This window comes from Paenibacillus sp. FSL R5-0517, assembly GCF_037974355.1.
Lineage (GTDB): Bacteria > Bacillota > Bacilli > Paenibacillales > Paenibacillaceae > Paenibacillus.
The window spans coordinates 4,419,781-4,438,167 of the sequence record NZ_CP150235.1; the positions used below are offsets into that span (position 1 = coordinate 4,419,781).

24 protein-coding genes are annotated in these 18,387 nt (G+C 43.5%); all 24 read right to left on the reverse strand.

The window, feature by feature from the left end:
- Nucleotides 1-43: 43 nt before the first annotated feature.
- Complete coding sequence (gene ccsA, locus MKX40_RS19600) at nucleotides 44-1,306, reverse strand: cytochrome c biogenesis protein CcsA (RefSeq protein ID WP_339235269.1); 1,263 nt, start codon at nucleotides 1,304-1,306, stop codon at nucleotides 44-46.
- A complete protein-coding gene (locus tag MKX40_RS19605; protein ID WP_339235270.1) occupies nucleotides 1,303-2,976 on the reverse strand; it encodes a cytochrome c biogenesis protein ResB in 1,674 nt (557 codons plus the stop codon). Before MKX40_RS19605 ends, ccsA begins: the two co-directional genes overlap by 4 nt.
- A 14-nt stretch (nucleotides 2,977-2,990) precedes the next feature.
- On the reverse strand, nucleotides 2,991-3,518 hold the full coding sequence (locus MKX40_RS19610) for a redoxin family protein (protein WP_339235274.1): 528 nt from the start codon (nucleotides 3,516-3,518) through the stop codon (nucleotides 2,991-2,993).
- 133 nt (nucleotides 3,519-3,651) lie between these two features.
- Entirely contained in the window at nucleotides 3,652-4,401 is a 750-nt protein-coding gene (locus MKX40_RS19615) for a pseudouridine synthase (RefSeq protein WP_124116190.1), read from the reverse strand.
- Nucleotides 4,402-4,598: 197 nt separating this feature from the next.
- Nucleotides 4,599-5,417, reverse strand: a complete 819-nt coding sequence (locus MKX40_RS19620) for a serine protease (RefSeq protein WP_339235278.1) — start codon at nucleotides 5,415-5,417, stop codon at nucleotides 4,599-4,601.
- Between the two features lie 63 nt (nucleotides 5,418-5,480).
- Complete coding sequence (locus MKX40_RS19625) at nucleotides 5,481-6,014, reverse strand: spore maturation protein (RefSeq protein ID WP_062835224.1); 534 nt, start codon at nucleotides 6,012-6,014, stop codon at nucleotides 5,481-5,483.
- Between the two features lie 6 nt (nucleotides 6,015-6,020).
- Nucleotides 6,021-6,647 carry a nucleoside recognition domain-containing protein gene (locus MKX40_RS19630; protein WP_339235281.1) on the reverse strand — a complete coding sequence of 209 codons (627 nt, stop codon included), beginning with the start codon at nucleotides 6,645-6,647 and terminating at the stop codon, nucleotides 6,021-6,023.
- A 31-nt stretch (nucleotides 6,648-6,678) separates the two neighbouring features.
- Nucleotides 6,679-7,866 (reverse strand): D-alanyl-D-alanine carboxypeptidase family protein, encoded by a 1,188-nt coding sequence (locus MKX40_RS19635; RefSeq protein WP_339235282.1) that lies wholly within the window; start codon nucleotides 7,864-7,866, stop codon nucleotides 6,679-6,681.
- Nucleotides 7,867-8,028: 162 nt separating this feature from the next.
- Nucleotides 8,029-8,832 (reverse strand): sigma-70 family RNA polymerase sigma factor, encoded by an 804-nt coding sequence (locus tag MKX40_RS19640; protein WP_339235284.1) that lies wholly within the window; start codon nucleotides 8,830-8,832, stop codon nucleotides 8,029-8,031.
- A gap of 66 nt (nucleotides 8,833-8,898) precedes the next feature.
- Complete coding sequence (locus MKX40_RS19645; protein ID WP_339235287.1) at nucleotides 8,899-9,591, reverse strand: lytic transglycosylase domain-containing protein; 693 nt, start codon at nucleotides 9,589-9,591, stop codon at nucleotides 8,899-8,901.
- Between the two features lie 63 nt (nucleotides 9,592-9,654).
- Nucleotides 9,655-9,870 (reverse strand): hypothetical protein, encoded by a 216-nt coding sequence (locus MKX40_RS19650; RefSeq protein ID WP_339235289.1) that lies wholly within the window; start codon nucleotides 9,868-9,870, stop codon nucleotides 9,655-9,657.
- Nucleotides 9,867-10,241 (reverse strand): hypothetical protein, encoded by a 375-nt coding sequence (locus tag MKX40_RS19655; RefSeq protein ID WP_339235292.1) that lies wholly within the window; start codon nucleotides 10,239-10,241, stop codon nucleotides 9,867-9,869. Before MKX40_RS19655 ends, MKX40_RS19650 begins: the two co-directional genes overlap by 4 nt.
- A 78-nt stretch (nucleotides 10,242-10,319) precedes the next feature.
- The gene (locus MKX40_RS19660) at nucleotides 10,320-10,706 is read right to left on the reverse strand and encodes a hypothetical protein (RefSeq protein ID WP_339235294.1); all 387 of its coding nucleotides are present in this window, start codon (nucleotides 10,704-10,706) and stop codon (nucleotides 10,320-10,322) included.
- Between the two features lie 135 nt (nucleotides 10,707-10,841).
- Nucleotides 10,842-11,408, reverse strand: a complete 567-nt coding sequence (locus MKX40_RS19665) for a sigma-70 family RNA polymerase sigma factor (protein ID WP_339235296.1) — start codon at nucleotides 11,406-11,408, stop codon at nucleotides 10,842-10,844.
- Between the two features lie 597 nt (nucleotides 11,409-12,005).
- Entirely contained in the window at nucleotides 12,006-12,422 is a 417-nt protein-coding gene (locus tag MKX40_RS19670) for a Na-translocating system protein MpsC family protein (protein ID WP_339235298.1), read from the reverse strand.
- A 230-nt stretch (nucleotides 12,423-12,652) separates the two neighbouring features.
- On the reverse strand, nucleotides 12,653-12,850 hold the full coding sequence (locus MKX40_RS19675) for a hypothetical protein (protein WP_339235300.1): 198 nt from the start codon (nucleotides 12,848-12,850) through the stop codon (nucleotides 12,653-12,655).
- Nucleotides 12,819-13,142: a hypothetical protein gene (locus MKX40_RS19680; protein ID WP_339235303.1), complete on the reverse strand. Its 324-nt coding sequence runs from the start codon at nucleotides 13,140-13,142 to the stop codon at nucleotides 12,819-12,821. The genes MKX40_RS19675 and MKX40_RS19680 overlap by 32 nt, the downstream gene beginning before the upstream one ends.
- A gap of 155 nt (nucleotides 13,143-13,297) precedes the next feature.
- Nucleotides 13,298-14,212, reverse strand: a complete 915-nt coding sequence (locus tag MKX40_RS19685; RefSeq protein ID WP_339235305.1) for a hypothetical protein — start codon at nucleotides 14,210-14,212, stop codon at nucleotides 13,298-13,300.
- 14 nt (nucleotides 14,213-14,226) lie between these two features.
- Nucleotides 14,227-14,622 (reverse strand): hypothetical protein, encoded by a 396-nt coding sequence (locus MKX40_RS19690; RefSeq protein ID WP_036672279.1) that lies wholly within the window; start codon nucleotides 14,620-14,622, stop codon nucleotides 14,227-14,229.
- Nucleotides 14,619-15,179, reverse strand: coding sequence for a hypothetical protein (locus MKX40_RS19695; RefSeq protein ID WP_339235307.1), 561 nt, complete (start codon nucleotides 15,177-15,179; stop codon nucleotides 14,619-14,621). The genes MKX40_RS19690 and MKX40_RS19695 overlap by 4 nt, the downstream gene beginning before the upstream one ends.
- A 14-nt stretch (nucleotides 15,180-15,193) precedes the next feature.
- Nucleotides 15,194-15,985, reverse strand: a complete 792-nt coding sequence (locus MKX40_RS19700) for a hypothetical protein (RefSeq protein ID WP_339235310.1) — start codon at nucleotides 15,983-15,985, stop codon at nucleotides 15,194-15,196.
- A 16-nt stretch (nucleotides 15,986-16,001) separates the two neighbouring features.
- Entirely contained in the window at nucleotides 16,002-16,955 is a 954-nt protein-coding gene (locus MKX40_RS19705; RefSeq protein ID WP_339235312.1) for a hypothetical protein, read from the reverse strand.
- 3 nt (nucleotides 16,956-16,958) lie between these two features.
- A complete protein-coding gene (locus MKX40_RS19710) occupies nucleotides 16,959-18,020 on the reverse strand; it encodes a hypothetical protein (protein WP_339235315.1) in 1,062 nt (353 codons plus the stop codon).
- A gap of 12 nt (nucleotides 18,021-18,032) precedes the next feature.
- Nucleotides 18,033-18,386, reverse strand: coding sequence for a hypothetical protein (locus MKX40_RS19715; protein ID WP_339235317.1), 354 nt, complete (start codon nucleotides 18,384-18,386; stop codon nucleotides 18,033-18,035).
- Nucleotide 18,387 lies beyond the last annotated feature (1 nt).

The window sequence follows — 18,387 nt, forward strand, 5'->3', positions numbered from 1 at the left end:
TGTTTCCCGTTTCTAAATCCAACCTTTGCAAGACGAGTCTGTCCTAGTCCGCTCCAGCGTACGAATGCAATCCGGCAATGATCAGATTCACCCCAACCAGCGTAAACATGACAACCAGGAAACCAAGAACCGCAAGCCATGCAGACTTTTGACCTTGCCAACCTCTGGATAAACGCAAATGCAGATACACACTATAATATAGCCATGTAATTAACGCCCACACCTCTTTGGGGTCCCAACCCCAAAAACGACTCCAGGCAATCTGAGCCCAGATCATGGCAAAGATTAATGCTCCCAGTGTAAATATTGGAAAACCGATGGCAATCGCACGATAACTTATCTCATCCAGATCATCGGCATCGATTCCATCCATCATTGGCTGTAACGCTTGTCCAAGGGGTCTGCGCACAAGAAGTCGTACAATTCCATACAGGATCAGACCTACAATAAGTGACCAAATCACCGTATTCAGCTTACGCCCGGCATTTACGCCGTTCATCCAGGAAGGCGTCTCAAGTAAAGGTTTTTTCATGCCAAGAAACGGTGTCATGCTCTCCACTTCGCTATTATATGGCGCAAAAATTGGAGGCATGCGATAATTCACTTTCTCTATTGTACTATTTTCCTGTACCTGCGTGTCAATGCTGACCGTTTTCTGCACAAAAACCGCTTCATAGCCAGCTGCACGAAAGGCAAATACCGTTCCTATAAATCCAATAACGACAACGATCGTAACCAGGGTGAATTCAACCCATCCTCGTTGACGTCTTGAAGACTTGTCCTTACCACTAAAATCAACAGTACGGAGCAAATACATGAACCCTGCGGCAAAACCCACGGCGAAGAATGCTTCACCAAGTGCGGCCAACGTCACGTGAATTTTCAGCCAGATGGACTGAAGTGCCGGGATCAACGGTTGTACCTCCTGAGGAAATACAGCAGCATAAGCCATTATAATGATGGTAAGTGGTAAGGCAAACAAACCCAGTAACGACTTCCGATATATCGCGTATACAACGATAAATGCAACCATGATCATCATGGACAGAAAAGACATGAACTCGTACATGTTACTAACAGGAATATGCCCTGCCCCAGCCCATCGGGTTGCAAAGAATACAAGATGTGCCGCCAAAGCGACAGTCGAGGCAATGAAAGCTCGTTTACCCCAGCGATTCATGTGCGCCAGAGGATCACGATTGCTCCATTTTTTGCCCATTACCGCAACACCATATAAAAAGAATGCGGCACAATAGAGAAAGAAAGCTACGATAAATGCGTCGCTGCTGAAATCCAATAAATTCATGCTTGGTTCCCCCCGTTATCCAACGACTTCTCTTCCACTTCCAAATTCATTTGTTTCAAAACAGCCGCCACTTCACGCCTGAAGCCAAACCAGTTTTTGTTGGTATGTCCACCCAAGGTAAGCTGTTGATCATCAAAACGAATCCAGATGCGGCGATGATGCCAATAAAAACCCATGACCAGACCCAACATGACAATGCCGGCTCCTACCCACACAAAAGGCATTGCTTTATCTACGCGTATATTGAGATAACTTACGGATTGAATAATATCAACCTTGTCCATGCTGTCCACTTCCAACTGTAAAGGAATCTCTGTTCCAATTAGCTGTTGGTTAATTGCATCCTGCTGAAACCGTTGTTTATCAATCTGCTTCGCAAAATAAAGATATTGTATCCCCTCTTCCGGCAGATTCGGTCCCTTAATAAGAAAGAGAAAAGCAGGTGCATTAGGTGAAGGCGATATTGATTTGGGCTGTCCATTCTCATCCAATCCAAAGTCCATGAACTTTTCCTTCACGGTCAGTTCATAAGGGCCCGCTTCAAATGTTTTTTGGGTATCGACCATATCAATCTTAATCGCCCCATATACTTCACCAGTCTTTGTATTAACCAGATCCGGCGTTACGGATCGAATGGTGGGTGTTAGATCATAATCAAACTGATATGCTTTCAGACCGTTATAATTTAAGGGATGATTCACACGAACATCATGTCTGGCCACCTCAGCTAATTGAGGTTTTTTTGAAAGATCCGAACAATCTGCTGTACATTCATACAAAACAACTTTTGTTTCGAATAGTTTTGGAACGGTCTTGTTCAGGTTACGGAATTGCTCCGGTACTTCTTCCTCACTGTAAAATTCAACATTAAACTGTTCGTTTTTCAGATACATCGACGTATTCGGTATCTTCTTGATCTCACCTTCCGGAAAAGCAACATGCTCATCCAGATTCAGGCCAGGCAACCCTCGTGCAAGCACCGCCAGCAGAAATATAATGAGTCCAATATGAATGACATATGGGCCCCATCGACTGAATCGCTGTTTCTCGGCGAGTAAAGCATCACCCTGAGTATGCACGCGGTAGCCTTTCTTTTTCAGCGGCGTAACCGCTTTCTTAATCCAGTCTTCTGGTGCCTCTTCGATAGGACCTTGGTACACCAGACGCTGTCTTGTTAGAAATTGCGTGTGTTTACGTATTTTCTGTTTATTCAGTGCTTTGTAGAGCGGTAGGACGCGATCCAGACTGCATATCACCAATGATGCACCAATCAGCACCAACAGCAAGATAAACCACCAGGATTCGTATGTATGGGATAAACCCAACAGATAATAGATATGACCCAACTGACCGTATGTTTCTTTGTAATACACGGAAGGATCAATATTTAGAAATGTACTTTCTTGCGGATAGATCGTGCCAAGCATAGAGCCTACAAGCGTTAACACAATCATATAGACAGCAATTTTGACGGATGAAAAAAAGTTCCAGATGCGATCAATGATGTTGGGATTACTGCGCTGTGAACGGCGCGCCATGCCATCGTAACGCATTTCCAGCACTTCATTCGATTTAGCTTCAGACTCCAGTAGTGGTTTCCCACATGCTTCACATAGTACAGTGCCAACCGGATTTTGGTGTCCGCACTCACATTTGGTATTTTGGAACACGAATAGACCTCCTGTCAGGGCTGCTTCGCCAGTTGCGAAATTTGAGCGTCAAGTGTGTCCAAATCAAGTTGCCCGATATGAATGGTAGAGATTTTGCCGGTGTCGGATACAAAAAATGTTGTTGGCATCGGAGAGATCCCGAAATCACGAACCGAGTTTTTCTCACGGTCTAACATGATTGGAAATGTAACCCCAACCTGCCGAACAAAATTATCCACGGTCATCTGGTCTTCTCCAACATTAATTCCGACAAATTGTACCCCCTTGTCCTTCCATTTGTCAGCTTGTGCCTGAAGTGCAGGCATTTCTTTAACACAAGGTTCACACCAGGTGCCCCAGAAATTGATCACCAATGCTTTTCCTTTGTACTCGTCAGACGTATGAACTTGACCATCCAGGCCCAGCAGTTCAAAAGAAGGAGACCTGTCCCCTTCCTTTGGCTTGCCGTTCGAGCCGGATACCGATGTCGTAATCGCATATCCGCCCAACACCAGGATCAATGTCAAAATGACGATTTGCACCGTTCTTCTTGATTTCCCCATGTGCTGCTCCCCTTTTAAGTGACTCTAACACTCGCATATTATTGAACTGGACAACTGTGAACATCCTATGAACAATTATAGCGAATTTCGTCACAAAACTGCGGCGGTTTTATGAAAATTATGTGTCCTCACATTACCTTTTTTTCATTTTTCTGGCTGGTTCTGATTGTGCGAGGGTAATCAGGTTGTTAACTTCCTCTTTGGTCAGATTGCGTGTCAAACCACGTTTCAGGTTTTGTAGCAAAATGCCACCAAACGAAATCCGTTTCAACCGGGTTACCGGATGGTTGATCGCCTCGAACATGCGTCTAACCTGACGGTTACGCCCTTCATAGATCGTAATGGAGATCACCGACTCATTGGCCGCTGTATCCACATCTTTGTACTCCACCTCTGCAGGAGCAGTCATGCCATCATCAAGCATAATGCCTGTCTTTAATTTTTCCAGAGCCGAACCATGCGGCACACCTTTGACCGTTGCGTGATAAGTTTTGGGTACGTGATGCTTCGGATGCGTCAACAAATGTGCAAACTCACCATCATTGGTCAGAATCAATAAGCCCTCTGTGTCATAATCCAGACGACCCACAGGGTATACACGTTCCTTGACACCTTTCAGGTAGTCGGATACAATTTTCCGACCTTCCGGGTCAGATGCACTTGTGATTACGCCTTTTGGCTTGTTCAACATCAAGTACACTTTTTTCTCACTGCGGATCGGTTTTCCATTAACCGTAATCATATCCTCTTCGGGGTTCGCTTTCGTACCCAGTTCGGTTACGACCTCCCCGTTAACTTCTACTTTGCCGGACAGGATTAGTTCCTCGCTCTTACGGCGGGATGCAATGCCTGCCTGTGCGATAATTTTTTGTAATCTTTCCATGTTTGTCATGTCACCTCACACTAATGATACCCATCACGCAAGGAAATCACAAGGATAATCCAAGGATTTTGTAAACTGACGACACGAATATCCATTTCAGGCTGACTTCCCCTTTGAGATTCACGTAAAAAAAAGCCTACCTTTGCACGATCTGTTCAACACAGATAGCGTAAAGATAAGCCTTTACCTCAAACCAATTAATTGGAAACTTTTCCGGCAACTGCAACCTGTTTTTTGGCAGGCGTAGCGCTGTCCTTAATGAAAGACTGCAATGTTTTGGAAGTAATATAATAGGTGCGTCCACCGTATACAAATGTCATCATACCAATGACCCGGTTGTTCTGGTCCAGCACAGGGCCACCTGAATTACCTTGTGCCATGGATTTCACAATACTGCCGATTCCCTTTTTACCCGGAACATCCGAGGCTTGGGAACTGAACACTCTGCTTTTGGCTATCGTATTGTAGGTTGAAGGAAAATCTTCATCCAGGATGACCAGATCACCAGCAGGATTTTTGGGGAATCCAATCGTATAGACAACCTGGTTATCCCTTGCGTTTGCAAATGTGACCGGTTGGGCGTCTATTTCCTTGTCCAACTTCAGCAGCGCCATGTCTGTTACCGGATCAGTCTTCACAATCTTTGCCTTTACAGGTTTACCTAAGGAACCCGGACTCGCAACAGTCAGTGTGCCTTCATCGCCATCAGACAGTTCAGCATAACTCTGAACCACATGGTAATTCGTGAGCACTTCATCCTTCGAGATCAGTATCGAGGTACCAATATCATAATATACCATATCGGGTTCATTCTGCTTGACCAAACGTACATTCACGACGGGGAAAGAATCCGCTGTGACTGCCATTTGTGCACGCAGCTGTTTGTCGAAGTAACCTGTAAAATGTATCGTCTGAACGGCTTGAGCCGCCGCCAGCCCCGTTGAACCAGCGAGCATTGCAATGGCAAGCACACCTGACATTCCAACACGGAGCATTCGTTTCCAACTCTTCTGCATGTCTCACTCTCCTCCGCTATTATTCTAGCATAACTAATATATCGGAAGGAAAGGAGATATCTTTTAACCAAAAACGAGCAAACAAATGGCGAGGGCAGCAATAAAACCAACGACATCGGAAAACAACCCTACTTTGAGTGCATACCGACCATTCCTTATGCCTACAGCCCCGAAATAGACAGTCAGCACATATAATGTAGTATCTGTACTCCCCTGAATCGTAGATGCCATACGTCCAATCATGGAGTCGGGGCCATGGGTTTTAATCAGATCGGTTGTAAACGCCAGGGAGCCTGTCCCAGTCAAAGGACGCAGTATTCCGAGTGGTAACACTTCGCCTGGAACACCCATCCAGGACACCAATGGAGCCAATAGACTAATTACAAAATCCAGTGCACCCGAGGCACGAAATACGCTGATTGCGACCATCATGCCTACGAGATGCGGGATAATACTGATTGCAGTAGAGAATCCATCCTTGGCCCCATCAACAAAGGATTCGTAAACCGGGACCTTTTTGGTAAACGCATATAATGGAACAAACGCGATAATAACCGGGATGGCCCAGACAGAGATCCAGTTGATGAAGGTTAACAAAGCTACTCATCCTTTCATGCCGGGTTTGCCACTTTTCTGTATACGTGGCGGTTTATGTAAAGCCCTATTCCGATACCAGCGATCGGCGATTATAGCAGCAAGTGTAGCGATAATGGTAGCCATTAATGTTGTTCCCACGATCTCTGTAGCATTGGCGGAATGATAGTTTAATCGGATGGCAATTAGCGTTGTTGGAATAATGGTAATGCTGGCCGTATTCAGAGCCAGTAAGGTGCACATGGCTGGAGAAGCTGTTTGTTTATCCGGATTAAGCTCCTGCAGCTGTTGCATGGCTTTGATTCCCATTGGTGTCGCCGCATTTCCTAGCCCCAGCAGATTGGCACTCATATTGGAGAGAATATAACCCATCGCCGGATGATTTTTGGGCACATCGGGGAACAGGAAGCCCACAATGGGACCAAGCAGCTTAGCAATCCGAGACAGGAGACCGGCATCCTCAGCCATTTTCATCATGCCCATCCAGAACACAAGCACACTGATCAGTCCAAAACAGACTGTAACTCCCGTGGCCGCGCCATCAAAAGCGGCTTGCGTGACCACCTCAATATTGCCGTTGATGGCTGCAAAAGCAAATCCGATTAAGATCATTAGTAGCCAAATTAAATTGATCAATGGTTATACCCTCCCTTCAACGATGATTCTACTAAGGAGACAACAGGTGACTTAACACGGCACGCCAAGCTGCTGCCCAGGAAGAAACGTCTCCGATTCCCCCTATCGTTGCCTCATCTGTCTTTGGTTCAGGAGGAATAAAACTGCCTTTGCGATATACCGGAATCGAGCCAACAAGTTTTCCGTCAAGTTGCATATCGATGCGTCCTGCCAATCCAAATGTAGGGTCTGTGGATTGTTTATTCCCTTCCGTTTCAGATTGGGCGCGATTTTCGTGCAAAATCAACTTTTTAGTCAATGAACTTTTCTCACTCTCAGCAAGTGGATACCAAAATCCCCGGCCTGTAACGACATCTGTATTTTGCACAGGCTGTTCTTGCCTCGCAATCTCTACCAATGGGAAGTATTCAAACCCAAAATCAAGCATCCGAGCATGATCATTCCAATCATTTCCATCGTTCAGCGTTACCGCGGCGAGCTGCTGTCCATTGCGTGTAGCCGAGCTGACCAAACATCTGAAAGCTTTCTTTGTATAGCCGGTTTTCACACCATCTGCACCTTCATACATCCGTAGCATTTTATTTTTGTTGTGCCAGGAGTATTCCCAGCTTTCATTGGGGTTCGGTGCGGATTTGTCCTCCGTGGCCACGATGCGTTTGAATACCGGATTGTGCAACGCGTAGGCAGTTAATCTGGCCAAGTCATTGGCTGTAGAATAATGACCTTCTGCATCCAGTCCATGAGGGTTCATAAAGTGGGAGTGCGTCAGACCGATTTGCTCTGCCTTTTTGTTCATTAATAGCACAAATCCTTCTTCCGAACCCCCCACATGCTCTGCGATCGCAGAAGCCGCGTCATTGCCTGAACGGAGCATTAGCCCGTACAACATGTTCTCGAGTGTCATCTCTTCACCTAACTTCAGATAGAGAGACGATCCTTCTTTGGCAAAAGCCGTGGGAGACACTTTCACTTTCTCATCCAGCTTGCTGTGTTCGATCGCTACAATCGCTGTCATGATTTTGGTCAAGCTGGCAATTCGCAGTTCCTTATCCCCATCCTTGCTGTATAAGATCCGGCCTGATGTGACATCGATTAGAGCAGCGCTTTGCGCATGTGTGGACGGACCTTGAATTGTTGCCTGGGCTTGAGTAACCCCTAAGGAAGACAGCAAGAAGACAGGGATAAGCATGCATGCAAGAACTTTCGTTATTTTTCGCATCAATTCATTCCTCCGGGTCACTTGGAATCTTGTACTATCTTATGTTCGGACAACTTGGAGTATGTCCCATAGGGCAAAAACAGCAAAAATCCCTCACGCTTGGATGCGGGAGGGAAGTTATGTATGATACGTTATATAAAATAGCAATGGCTGTGATGACGATCACGCCTGATCCGGTTTATTCAGCATTTTTGCCACTTTTCGCATAATTCTGGAGACTCTCATCTGGCTAATATCTTCCATATCTGCGGTCTGAGTTTGATTAAATCCGTCTACACGATGCTTCAGAACCGTAACTTCTTTCTCACTAAGCTTGCGCTTGACCGAATCAATGACCGCATCAACATATAACTTATCCAGAATACCTTCTTCAATGTTCTCCCCACTATAGATAGTATCCATCAACGTCACGGATTGAGTTTGTTGATCATCAGCACCTACAGGCTCATCAAGGTACTTCACACCTTTACCCACCTGAAGTGCCTTGTTGATCTTATCTTCCTCCTCATCCAACAGCAGTGCGATTTCATGTGCTGGTGGCAGGTAGCCCATATCGTGTTCAAGTCGATTAATTCGGTTAATTAATTCCGTAGCTGTGCGAGTTGGACGAATAATGCTTGCACTATCTCTTAGAAAACACCGAATTTCTCTGACAATCGCAGTGACAGCAAACGAACTAAATTTTACGCCACGTCCGGTATCAAATGCCCTAATCGCTTTGATAAATCCAAGACGGCCCAGTTGCAGAATATCATCCTTCTCTACACAATGATTCTTAATAATCATTTCCGGCTTTCCTATATACTTATGAACGGAATGCCAAATCAGGTTCTCATTGACCAGAATACAATCCCCAAGGAAATGTTCATCAAGCTTACAACGTTCAATATTTTCTACGTCATCCATTGTGTAATGCTTCTTATCTACCTGTAAATTCATACTAATATGTTCTGGAAATTTTCCCATGTGGATCTCCCTATGTAAAATTGATAAACGGTATTGTAATATTCAAATTCTATTGTTAACTGATGTTCATAGACCTTTTTTGATTATTTCAAGCATTTTGTTATGGTGTTCCTTCACTTGATTGTAATACCAGGGGCGATCCTTTCCCTTAGCTACGTTGCCTTCTCCCTGATTGTAGGCAATGGTTGCTGTACGAAGATTCCCATCGTACTTATCCATAAGATATTCCAAGTAGGTAATACTTGTCCTGATATTCGTTTCAGGCTGATGAAGCTCCTGTTGGCTCACTCCAAACGATTTCGCTGTGCTAGGCAGAATCTGAAGTAAACCAATCGCTCCATGGGATGATACACTTTCCTCTAACATCCGGCTCTCTTGCCACATCATTGCCAGAATCCAGACGGAATCGATATCCGTATCCTTCGAATATTGAATTACCCACCTCACATACTTCAGCAGCTTTGCGCGGCTCACTGTTTTCTCCTGGTGGAGTTCTATATACTGCTCAAGCATATCCGTCATTCGTATGTGCGCAGGAGCAACCGATTTAACTTGTTTCTGTTGTTTTTCTTGTTCCTCTTGCTTCATTGGCTTTACTTGCTTTATCTGCTCTTCTTGTGTTACTTCCTTTAATCTCTGAGAGCCAACTATTTCTTCGTAAGCCCGTTTGAAATTTTCTGATGTCGATAGACTCCCGTATTGCGAAGCCAATACCACAACAGCAATAACAACACCTATTACTCTTTCTAAAGTGAACAACAGATTCGTCCACCTCCTTACTGAAAGCCTCTATATTATAGAAGGGATAATCTCATGCATAAGTTAGGATTGGTCTTGTTCACTTGGTTGGTATACAATGATTGCTGCAAATTCCAACATACTGCTGAGTGGATCAACGGTGGAGGTAAACTCCAGTCCGGTAACAAATGTGTGTGGTTTGGATAACATCCATGCGTTGATCAGTTCTTCCACACCTGCAGCGCTAGTGGACACAAACGATTTTACAGCTAAATCCGAGGCGTAGTTCAACACCTTCATTGCTCTTCACCATTTGAGTCTTGTTCTTCTTCCTTTTTCTCTTCAATGAGTTGATTAAACTCCTCTTCGGTCAGTTCATGAATTTCCAATTCGTAAGCACTTGTCAGAATGTACCCCATACCATCCGTTAAATGAACGTTATAAAATGTTTGTGGTTCTTCATGAAAGGTACCCTCTTCGTAATTGAATCCAATAACGGCTTTTTCGTAACCCGCTACACTGCCAGCAAACCATACGTTAGCCTGGGTTGTTGCACCGGTTGGCGTCTGGACCTCATGCATATTGATTGGTGCGTGGATATACTTTCCAATCATGCTGGCTACGATTTCTTCCGTTAATTTATCTTCTTTTGCTTTGATCACATGTGTCATTGAATTATTCCTCCATTAGTTAAAGTCTCGCGAATATTCTTGCCCTTACATTCTCTATACGTGTTATAGGAGCAGCAGTTAAATTGGAGGCGCAGATGAAGTATTGGTTCCGCTGCTTAGGACCAAATACTTCGTCCGCATATGGAGTACAGCTGTATCCAGATCAGTCACTCGTTTGGATACAAAATCTTCGATAACAGGCTCCAATGGTTTGAAACCCACACCCAAGATTGGTTTTTTATGTATATAAGCATGATGCATGATCACAATATCAGTAGAGCTCAAATGATCCAATGCCAGATTAACCAAGACGGCATCAGCCTGTACGACTACTTTCTCAATAATCAAGGCATACTCCCTGTTGCTTAAATCAGCAGCTGTCGACGAATCATGACTTGCCCAAGCGATATCCGAATACCCCTTCAGACGTTCCATCGTAAATCCTAAAACCACCACACTAAGCATCTTGTTCCGCCTTTCTTTCTGTACTAGTCACTCTATACGACTTAAAAGAGCACCCAGTTAAGGGTGCTCTCTCTGTTCTATGTAGGTTACTGAATCTATCTTCATCTAACTTAGGCTATTAATTGCCACTTATGACTACAATGCTTCGTACTTCTCACGAATCGCTTTCCATAACTGGGATATACGTGCCTTGGATACACCTAGCATTCCTGCAATCTCTACAAATTCATACCCCGAAGTCCGAAGTTTAAAGATTTGCTTCTCACGTTCGTTCAGCCTCATATTTTCCATAATATCTGTTACAAACTCAAAATTCTCATATGCAAATCCAGCATGACCAAGCGCTAATGCAATATCTGAACTTTCCGATTCATCGCCACCACTCTGATCCGTGCACATGATCTGTACAGCGTTAACCACACTGAGATTTTTCTCAGACATGCACTTGCGGTACATGTCCTTAATTTTATTTTCGATAAGATGATCAACAAACGTCGACATTTTCGCTTTTTCTGCATCATACTTGTCCAGAGAATTAACCAATTTGATCATAATCTCCTGGGTTACATCTTCTTTCTCCATCCCTGCAAATGTTTTCCCTCTAAGCTTGTGACGACACTTCTCCTGAGCTTTATTCAGGAACATGTCTATATCCCCAATCTCAAATAAATCATCAAAACCCATAGCAGTTGTAGCAGACATAATACATTTCCCCCATTAACTTTTAATTATCGTCGGTCGTATACTTTCTTCACAATCTAGTTACTATCCAGCGTGATTTTACTATACATCACCCGCTATTGCTCCCTAAATCTCACATACCATATGTAGTCTTGTTACAAACAATTGAAACTAATAAGCCTAATTACATACAAACGATCAAAAAATCCCCCTTTGATCCGCCTCCTCATTCCCATCCTATTACATTCAGAATAACAAATGCGAACTAATGTTCGCAACATTTATTTATTTCGTTCGCTTATATGCCTTTTACTGACTATATACGAAGTATACGGTGAAAGGTAAAGCAGCATTTTTTACAAACAAAAAGACCAACACAGAGCGCACCACTGGAAAATACCAAAATGGTGGAATGTGTCGGTCTTGGTCTGACATCTATTTCGTCCCAATTACCGAAGATATGGCCTTCAAGTTCTTTAACAAGGTTATAGGCTTCGTCAAGATTATTAATCTATTCAATCGCCATAAGGGTAGTATAAGGAAATATGTAGGATATTGTCAACAACAAAAATTAGTTCCTAAGAACCTGTATAGTATTCAAAATTTAGTTAATAGGACTTAAGGCATGTTTATCTCATCATTTTTCAGCAGCACTTCAACATCCTTGTTCATCTTGAAGACTGTAATCTGTTCTGCAAAATCAGGGCCAAAAAATGTTGTTTCGATGTCTTCGATCTTCAGACCCATGTTGATATAGGAGAAAACGGGGTTGAAATTTTCTCTCATCATATGTGCTAGCTTCATCTTGTATTCGGCGAAAATTTGACTTGAGTGTGATTGCATATGTTCCAGCATGAATGCTTCAGGCTTGGTGAATTTTGCTGTAAACTTTAAGATGATAAAATGATTCATGATAGAGACTCTGGTATCTACCGGCCCGCGTTCAGTAAAATCTTTTCTTATTCTGGATGCCAACTTTGCGAGCTCTCTTTCCAAGTCTTTTATCTCAATGTCCCATCCCTCCTTGCCAATCATCCTGACCCTTCTGCTGCTGAACATATGAATTCAACCTAGTTTAATCAAAACTACTTGTACAAGACAAGTTTCAATGGATGCATTAAATCAAGTCACGTTCATCTTTTCATGAAAAAGGAATAGACCCCAGAACTAGGCTTGGGGTATATCACTTTATTAACTATATTTTATAATTATTCAAATAAATTAGCAGTTGATGCTGAAAAGCTAACATTAGTTAGCGTAAACGCTTAATTTATCATTTCATTGGTAAGCTCTATTTTGAGCAGGCTAAACGCGACCAGGTTCAAAGCGACAGTGGCTCCATAGTCTCTTTCGATCAAATCGAATGCTTCTTCGGTTGCTCCAACCAGATCCTCCTTATCCGAAGTCATCTCGGTAGTCACAATTTCCTCATCATTCAGTGCGAAGGTCAGTCTGTACAGCATCTGTATTCCCCTCCTTAGAAGTCAATTCAATGTTTCGTACATCCGTAAGATCAATGATATGAACCACATCGTCTGTATCTTCCAGCGTGATCGATTTCCCCTCGTTCTTGTGTTTAGTGAAAAGTCGTCGATATTCTTGCTTAACCTCATCCGCTGTTAACGGGATTTCACGTACGACCTTATCCGAATCTTTCTCTTTCTGTTGTAATCTAGGATTATCTTCTATCCAGTTCACCGTTTTTTTCTTCCCACTTCCCTTGAAATAGAAATGAGCAGTCAGTTCAATATTCATCGTACACTACCTCCCGAAATAATTACGTTCTCATACTACTTTCTCTATACGACTTGATCAGCCAAGTGTTAATGCTAGTCTTCATATGGTGATGGATATACACTAATAACTTCATTGTTAAAAGAAAAAAGGACAGCATATGCTGTCCTTCCGTATTAATATTTCTTAACCGCTATGCGATTGCCGAATGAGTCATATATATATTGAAAGTTGGTTTGAATAGGTGTTGTTCCCATTCTGGCGATGGACTTCGCCACCAATCTTCCCTCATTATCATAATGATAAATGACATCAACCAAAGGTGGGAGTTGCACGAAGTCCAGACCGTCATATCGATAAATCTCACCAATGGAAATGACCAAGAAGGAATCACCCTTTGCGTAACCTTCTGAAGAAGTCGGCATGGTCAGCACAGGTTCTCTAACCAGCTGCTCGGTGTAGTTGTCCGTAACGACTTGTCTAATAACTCTTCCCTGCATGTCAAAAGCAAAATATGTAACCACATCGGTATAATCCACCAAGTCACTGATCGATTCCCACGGATCCATGACACTCAGGCGTTTTCGTTCCCCCCAAGTCATGCTCACATGGATCTCTCCATCACTAATCATATCGGCACTATGTGTATCAGGATGTGTGTAATGATTGGCCTCGCGCTCAATGTTGGACAATTTCTCACGTTCATCCAGTGTCATGATAACATTATGAGCTCCATCTGTTAGCATATCAGCACTGTGTGTATCAGGATGGTTGTAGATCACCGTTCTGGTACCATTAAGATTAATGGTTCCATTCTCCGGATGGTTTGAAACTCGATCACCACCCACCTTTACATATTCCCCGCTGCTGTATGTATAGGTCGTTGATTCATTCTGATTGCTTGAGTCTTGGCGTACCAGATATAATCTTCCTGCTTCACCTACGGTGGGCAGTTCTGTTTTGAGTCTGACCGAGACCACGTTTCCTACTGACACCGCGTCCAATCTGCCGTCAAGTGAGGCATAAGAATCCCTGGCTTGTTTAACTTCACGTTCTACTTTGGCAGCTTTGCTGAATGAAACAATATCCATGTGGTGGTCCCCTCCTACCTCGTAGTCAAGCCAACGACCTCAATATCGAAGTTGGCCACATCTGTACCCAGATTTTTTAACGACAAGTGAAGTGTTGAAGTCCCATCTACGTCCTCATATGGCAAATCGATCATATCATAGATCCCTTCCATAAAATTCCCCGTTGAGTATTGGGCATTGTTGAAATAGAGAACTTCTGGATGTGGACCGGCACTGTTCAACACATGGACTTCCACATTCGTCTCTCTGGACGGGATGACTCTGATCGTTTTGATCATGAATCGAGGATGTTCCATGGGAATATCAATCATGGCCTTCGCCCCACCGCCAACATACTCTACTCTTTGGGCAAACGATACCGGCAATAGCACTTTTCTCATCTCCTCCATCAGTTTCCATGTCCTGTTCAAGAGTCTTCCCTCCTTCTAGGAATATGTGTACCCGGATACCGTCGTGGACGAAGATGATTGCCAGAAGTGTTGCCACTTCCGCTGTAAGACCAATCCCCCCACGTTTTCCCAATTAACCCCGCCTGCTGGGTAGGAATCTTGACCTTAATACACCAATCGAGCCCCGCAAAATTTTGTTTTGCTCTTAGTCCTCTTATGGTTTCTCGAATTAAACCTACTCCACTGGATTGGGTCAAAAATTTATGCTTCAGTATCATATTTTTTTCATTAGGAACTCCCACGCTGGTTCGTGGCCCATAAATATACTTATCTGTAACGTATCCAATCAAAAGATCGTTATGGTTGTCCAGTACCCTCCATGTACCCCAGCGATAGATGTCAATTAATTCTGCCGTAGTTGATAACGTTCCTAATGAATAGACCATTTCCTTACCCTCAATGTTTAACGGAACAGCATCCAGATCGTATCCAATGCCATGGAGGACCACTGCCTTACTCTGGGTAAAAATAGAACCGCTCTCGGCGGTCCCTACAACTTTCCCTTGATGTATTGCCATGTCCATTCACCACCTTAATTCATCAGGACAGCAACCGTAGCTCCTGATAAGAAGCTTTGTCCACCAATCGATAGAGAGTATACCTTATATGTTTTGGTGCCCACTTTGATCTCATCTCCATGAGAAACTCCGGCAGAAGGTACCGCATAGATATCAATAAGTTCGCCTCTCGGTCCTTCCACACCATTACACATAATAACCGGAGCAAGATGATAAAGGGACCCCCATCCTGGATTAACAGGAAGCATGGCAGAGTAAGCATCATATATGTTATTCACCATCTGTTTATCTTTATCACGCAACGTCCGGATCCCGTTATCTCCGTTGTAGCTGAGGCCTACACTCAAACTCGAGGAATCTGTCTCTGTGGCATACCTGTTCAGAATTCCAAAGTAACCCAGATTGGATATACCGGTAACCGAGTTCACATCCCCCTGCAAATAAATAATAATTCGGTTGGGTTGAACTGAAACTTGGTAATCAATTAATAGATTCGTATCAACGGCACTCGTATGACATAGGAAGTCCTTCTTCACTTCGGCTCTGCCTAAGGGAATACTGCCATCTGTTGCCATCACATCTTCAGCCACACTCACAGTCAATGTGTTTCCCGTTGTTCCCTTCGTGTTCCCAACCTCAAGTCTGAAGAACAGTTTATCTGAACCCGTTGTGCCCACCGATTTCAACACGATCACACTCGCTGTCTCGTAAAAAATGGACCATGGAGATCCCGCAATCGTTTTAAATCCCTGAACAATATTCGCGAATAATTCATTCATCTTCACTTTGCCTGTGAAATTAGCCATCCCTCATCGACACCTCCTATATTTGGAAAAGTAAAGCTCTCTGCCCCCCACCAAGCAGTCGGGCACCATGGAAGAACTTTGGTCTTGAATACACTGGAACTTGGTTCGAATTGTAGTAATAACGTCCATAGTCTGTATTCGGGTAATCCTGATCTACGACATGAAAGACGTAGTACTTGCCATCATTGCCAAGATCGAGGATCGATCCGTCCGGGTGCTGTGCACTGTTTTTAAATACAATGGAGCGCATACCCTTGAATTCACCCCTAGCCCCTTCAGATGGATGATAGACCATGAAAGGTGTAACATAATATCTGGAACCCACACCTGGGGAAGGAATCGACTCTGTTCCAAAATTATAAAGTGCATACTCCGTTCCATTCCGTGAAGTCATAACCACACCCCTCGGTGTATCGTATTGATCTGTTATGTTGTTATCCGAAGCGGATAAAGGCATATGTGGGAAAACGCCATAAAATTTATTGGCAATCGCCGGGTCTTCTTGCTCTAGTGGCTGGCATTTGCCTAGGAATATTCGTACTGGGTACGCTCGTTCCGGGTAATTCAGACTTTCTCCATGGATAAACAGGATGTCCTCATTCGTAATTACAGACCACTTATAGTTCACATTGTACTGCACGTTATGACACAAAAATGGCGTTTCCGTCATGAATTTATCCGTGTCCACGGGCGGATTTACGAATAGATCTGGTGATGCCACATTGTTTCCCAGGTTCTTCAGTCCCCAGCGAATGTTGACTCCTCTGGCGTGCGCCCATACACACATGGTAAAACGCATGGATATATTTTTTTTATTGGTAAGCAGCGCATTACCCCAGTTGGCGTAAGTCGTTTCGGCCGTATGTAGGGTATCCCAGTAAGGATCAAGTGCATCTTTCAATGTGTTAACAAGTGTTGAAGTAAATAAGCTTAGCGTACTGGTAAACTCGTGTCTGCGAATCATGGTCATGCCCTACACCTCCTTCTCAATTTCGAAAAGCAGCACCCGCTGCCCGCCGCCGAGGAGTAAGGGGGAGTCAAAGAAATAGGGTTGGCCATTGTAGTAAGCTCCATTGCTTGCATAAAAACCTTGATGTGTTGCGGGATGCTGCTGGTTCATAACATGAAAAACATAATAGCGTTCGTCTCCAAGATCTAGAATAGAACCATCGGGATACATACCTGCATCCCTCAAAACAGCTGTTCTAATACCATAAAACTCTCCACGAACACCTTCTGATTCATGCCATACATAGAAGGGCGAAACAAAGTACCTCCCACCCAAACCCGGAGAAGAGACTTGAGAACTTGTTGAAAAGTGATATAAAGCATTGGCTGTGCCGTTTCTTGATGTTCTCACATAGCCTCGCCCTGTACTAAACTTTAATTCGTCGTCCGACATGTTCAACCCTAGAGGATAATGTCCGAAAACGCCTACAAAATCGTTAGCTACTAAAGGGTCCTCATTTTCGAAAGGTTTCAATTTTCCGAGATACAATCTTACTGGATACGCTACGTCAGTAGCATTCTGTGGTTCACCTAACATGAAAATATAATGCTGTGAGCTGAATAAGCTCCATTTCCAGTATACATTTGGGGCAGTGCTTCTGTCCGAATAGGCCTCATTGATGCAGGTATTTAGTGGTATTTCTGACACAGCGCCTACTTCAGTATAAAGATCAGGTTTCACTACTGAGCCATTGTTTCTATATCCAGTTCTAAGTAAATAACTCCGTGTGTAGTCATTAGTATAATAATTAGTATAAAATCTTGAGATGTTCATACTTATTGTAAAAAATAAACTTGGATCATTCTTATTTTTTGCCGTTATCGTTCCTTGGTTTCCTGTAAATCTACTGGTACTATTCCAGCTTCTTGGAATCGAGTATTCATTCGTTGTATTGTAATCCCATTCCCAGTTGGTATCTCCATATAACTCTTGACTTACAATTTTATAGAGTTCTGAAATAAATGTGGACGAGTAAGAATAAAACTCGTATCTTCGTAGCGCGCTTAGTAGAATGTTCTCAGCCACTCTAATACCTCCTTAAGTCCCGAATCTTAAACTCATATCACGAAAAATATGTTCCTTAATAACAGTAAACAAGACTGTTTTCACCATGTCGCTTCTCTCATTTATGAGATTCTCTTGATAAGACTGTTCTTTGTCCCCAACTCCATGCTCTGTCTCCAAACCACTAGCAGCAGCCTCATGAATTTCAGGTAGCCCTTTCAGTGAAGGCAGAAATTTATGAGCCACATTATCAAACAGAATATTGCTCTCAAAAGCAAAGATCAGAATTTCAATCTCCTCTGTACTGTATGGCTCCGAGTGATTGCCCACTAATTTATCCATAATGGTATGTAGAGCAAATTTCACATCCTGCACGGTCCTCGTCACG

Excerpts from the sequence above, each read along its gene's own strand:
- ccsA (WP_339235269.1), bottom strand. The coding sequence starts at position 1,306 with ATGAATTTATTGGATTTCAGCAGCGACGCATTTATCGTAGCTTTCTTT.
- MKX40_RS19610 (WP_339235274.1), bottom strand. The coding sequence starts at position 3,518 with ATGGGGAAATCAAGAAGAACGGTGCAAATCGTCATTTTGACATTGATC.
- MKX40_RS19615 (WP_124116190.1), bottom strand. The coding sequence starts at position 4,401 with ATGGAAAGATTACAAAAAATTATCGCACAGGCAGGCATTGCATCCCGC.
- MKX40_RS19620 (WP_339235278.1), bottom strand. The coding sequence starts at position 5,417 with ATGCAGAAGAGTTGGAAACGAATGCTCCGTGTTGGAATGTCAGGTGTG.
- MKX40_RS19635 (WP_339235282.1), bottom strand. The coding sequence starts at position 7,866 with ATGCGAAAAATAACGAAAGTTCTTGCATGCATGCTTATCCCTGTCTTC.
- MKX40_RS19640 (WP_339235284.1), bottom strand. The coding sequence starts at position 8,832 with ATGGGAAAATTTCCAGAACATATTAGTATGAATTTACAGGTAGATAAG.
- MKX40_RS19650 (WP_339235289.1), bottom strand. The coding sequence starts at position 9,870 with ATGAAGGTGTTGAACTACGCCTCGGATTTAGCTGTAAAATCGTTTGTG.
- MKX40_RS19655 (WP_339235292.1), bottom strand. The coding sequence starts at position 10,241 with ATGACACATGTGATCAAAGCAAAAGAAGATAAATTAACGGAAGAAATC.
- MKX40_RS19660 (WP_339235294.1), bottom strand. The coding sequence starts at position 10,706 with ATGCTTAGTGTGGTGGTTTTAGGATTTACGATGGAACGTCTGAAGGGG.
- MKX40_RS19665 (WP_339235296.1), bottom strand. The coding sequence starts at position 11,408 with ATGTCTGCTACAACTGCTATGGGTTTTGATGATTTATTTGAGATTGGG.
- MKX40_RS19670 (WP_339235298.1), bottom strand. The coding sequence starts at position 12,422 with ATGATTGGCAAGGAGGGATGGGACATTGAGATAAAAGACTTGGAAAGA.
- MKX40_RS19675 (WP_339235300.1), bottom strand. The coding sequence starts at position 12,850 with ATGCTGTACAGACTGACCTTCGCACTGAATGATGAGGAAATTGTGACT.
- MKX40_RS19680 (WP_339235303.1), bottom strand. The coding sequence starts at position 13,142 with ATGAATATTGAACTGACTGCTCATTTCTATTTCAAGGGAAGTGGGAAG.
- MKX40_RS19685 (WP_339235305.1), bottom strand. The coding sequence starts at position 14,212 with ATGGATATTGTTTCATTCAGCAAAGCTGCCAAAGTAGAACGTGAAGTT.
- MKX40_RS19695 (WP_339235307.1), bottom strand. The coding sequence starts at position 15,179 with ATGGCAATACATCAAGGGAAAGTTGTAGGGACCGCCGAGAGCGGTTCT.
- MKX40_RS19700 (WP_339235310.1), bottom strand. The coding sequence starts at position 15,985 with ATGGCTAATTTCACAGGCAAAGTGAAGATGAATGAATTATTCGCGAAT.
- MKX40_RS19705 (WP_339235312.1), bottom strand. The coding sequence starts at position 16,955 with ATGACCATGATTCGCAGACACGAGTTTACCAGTACGCTAAGCTTATTT.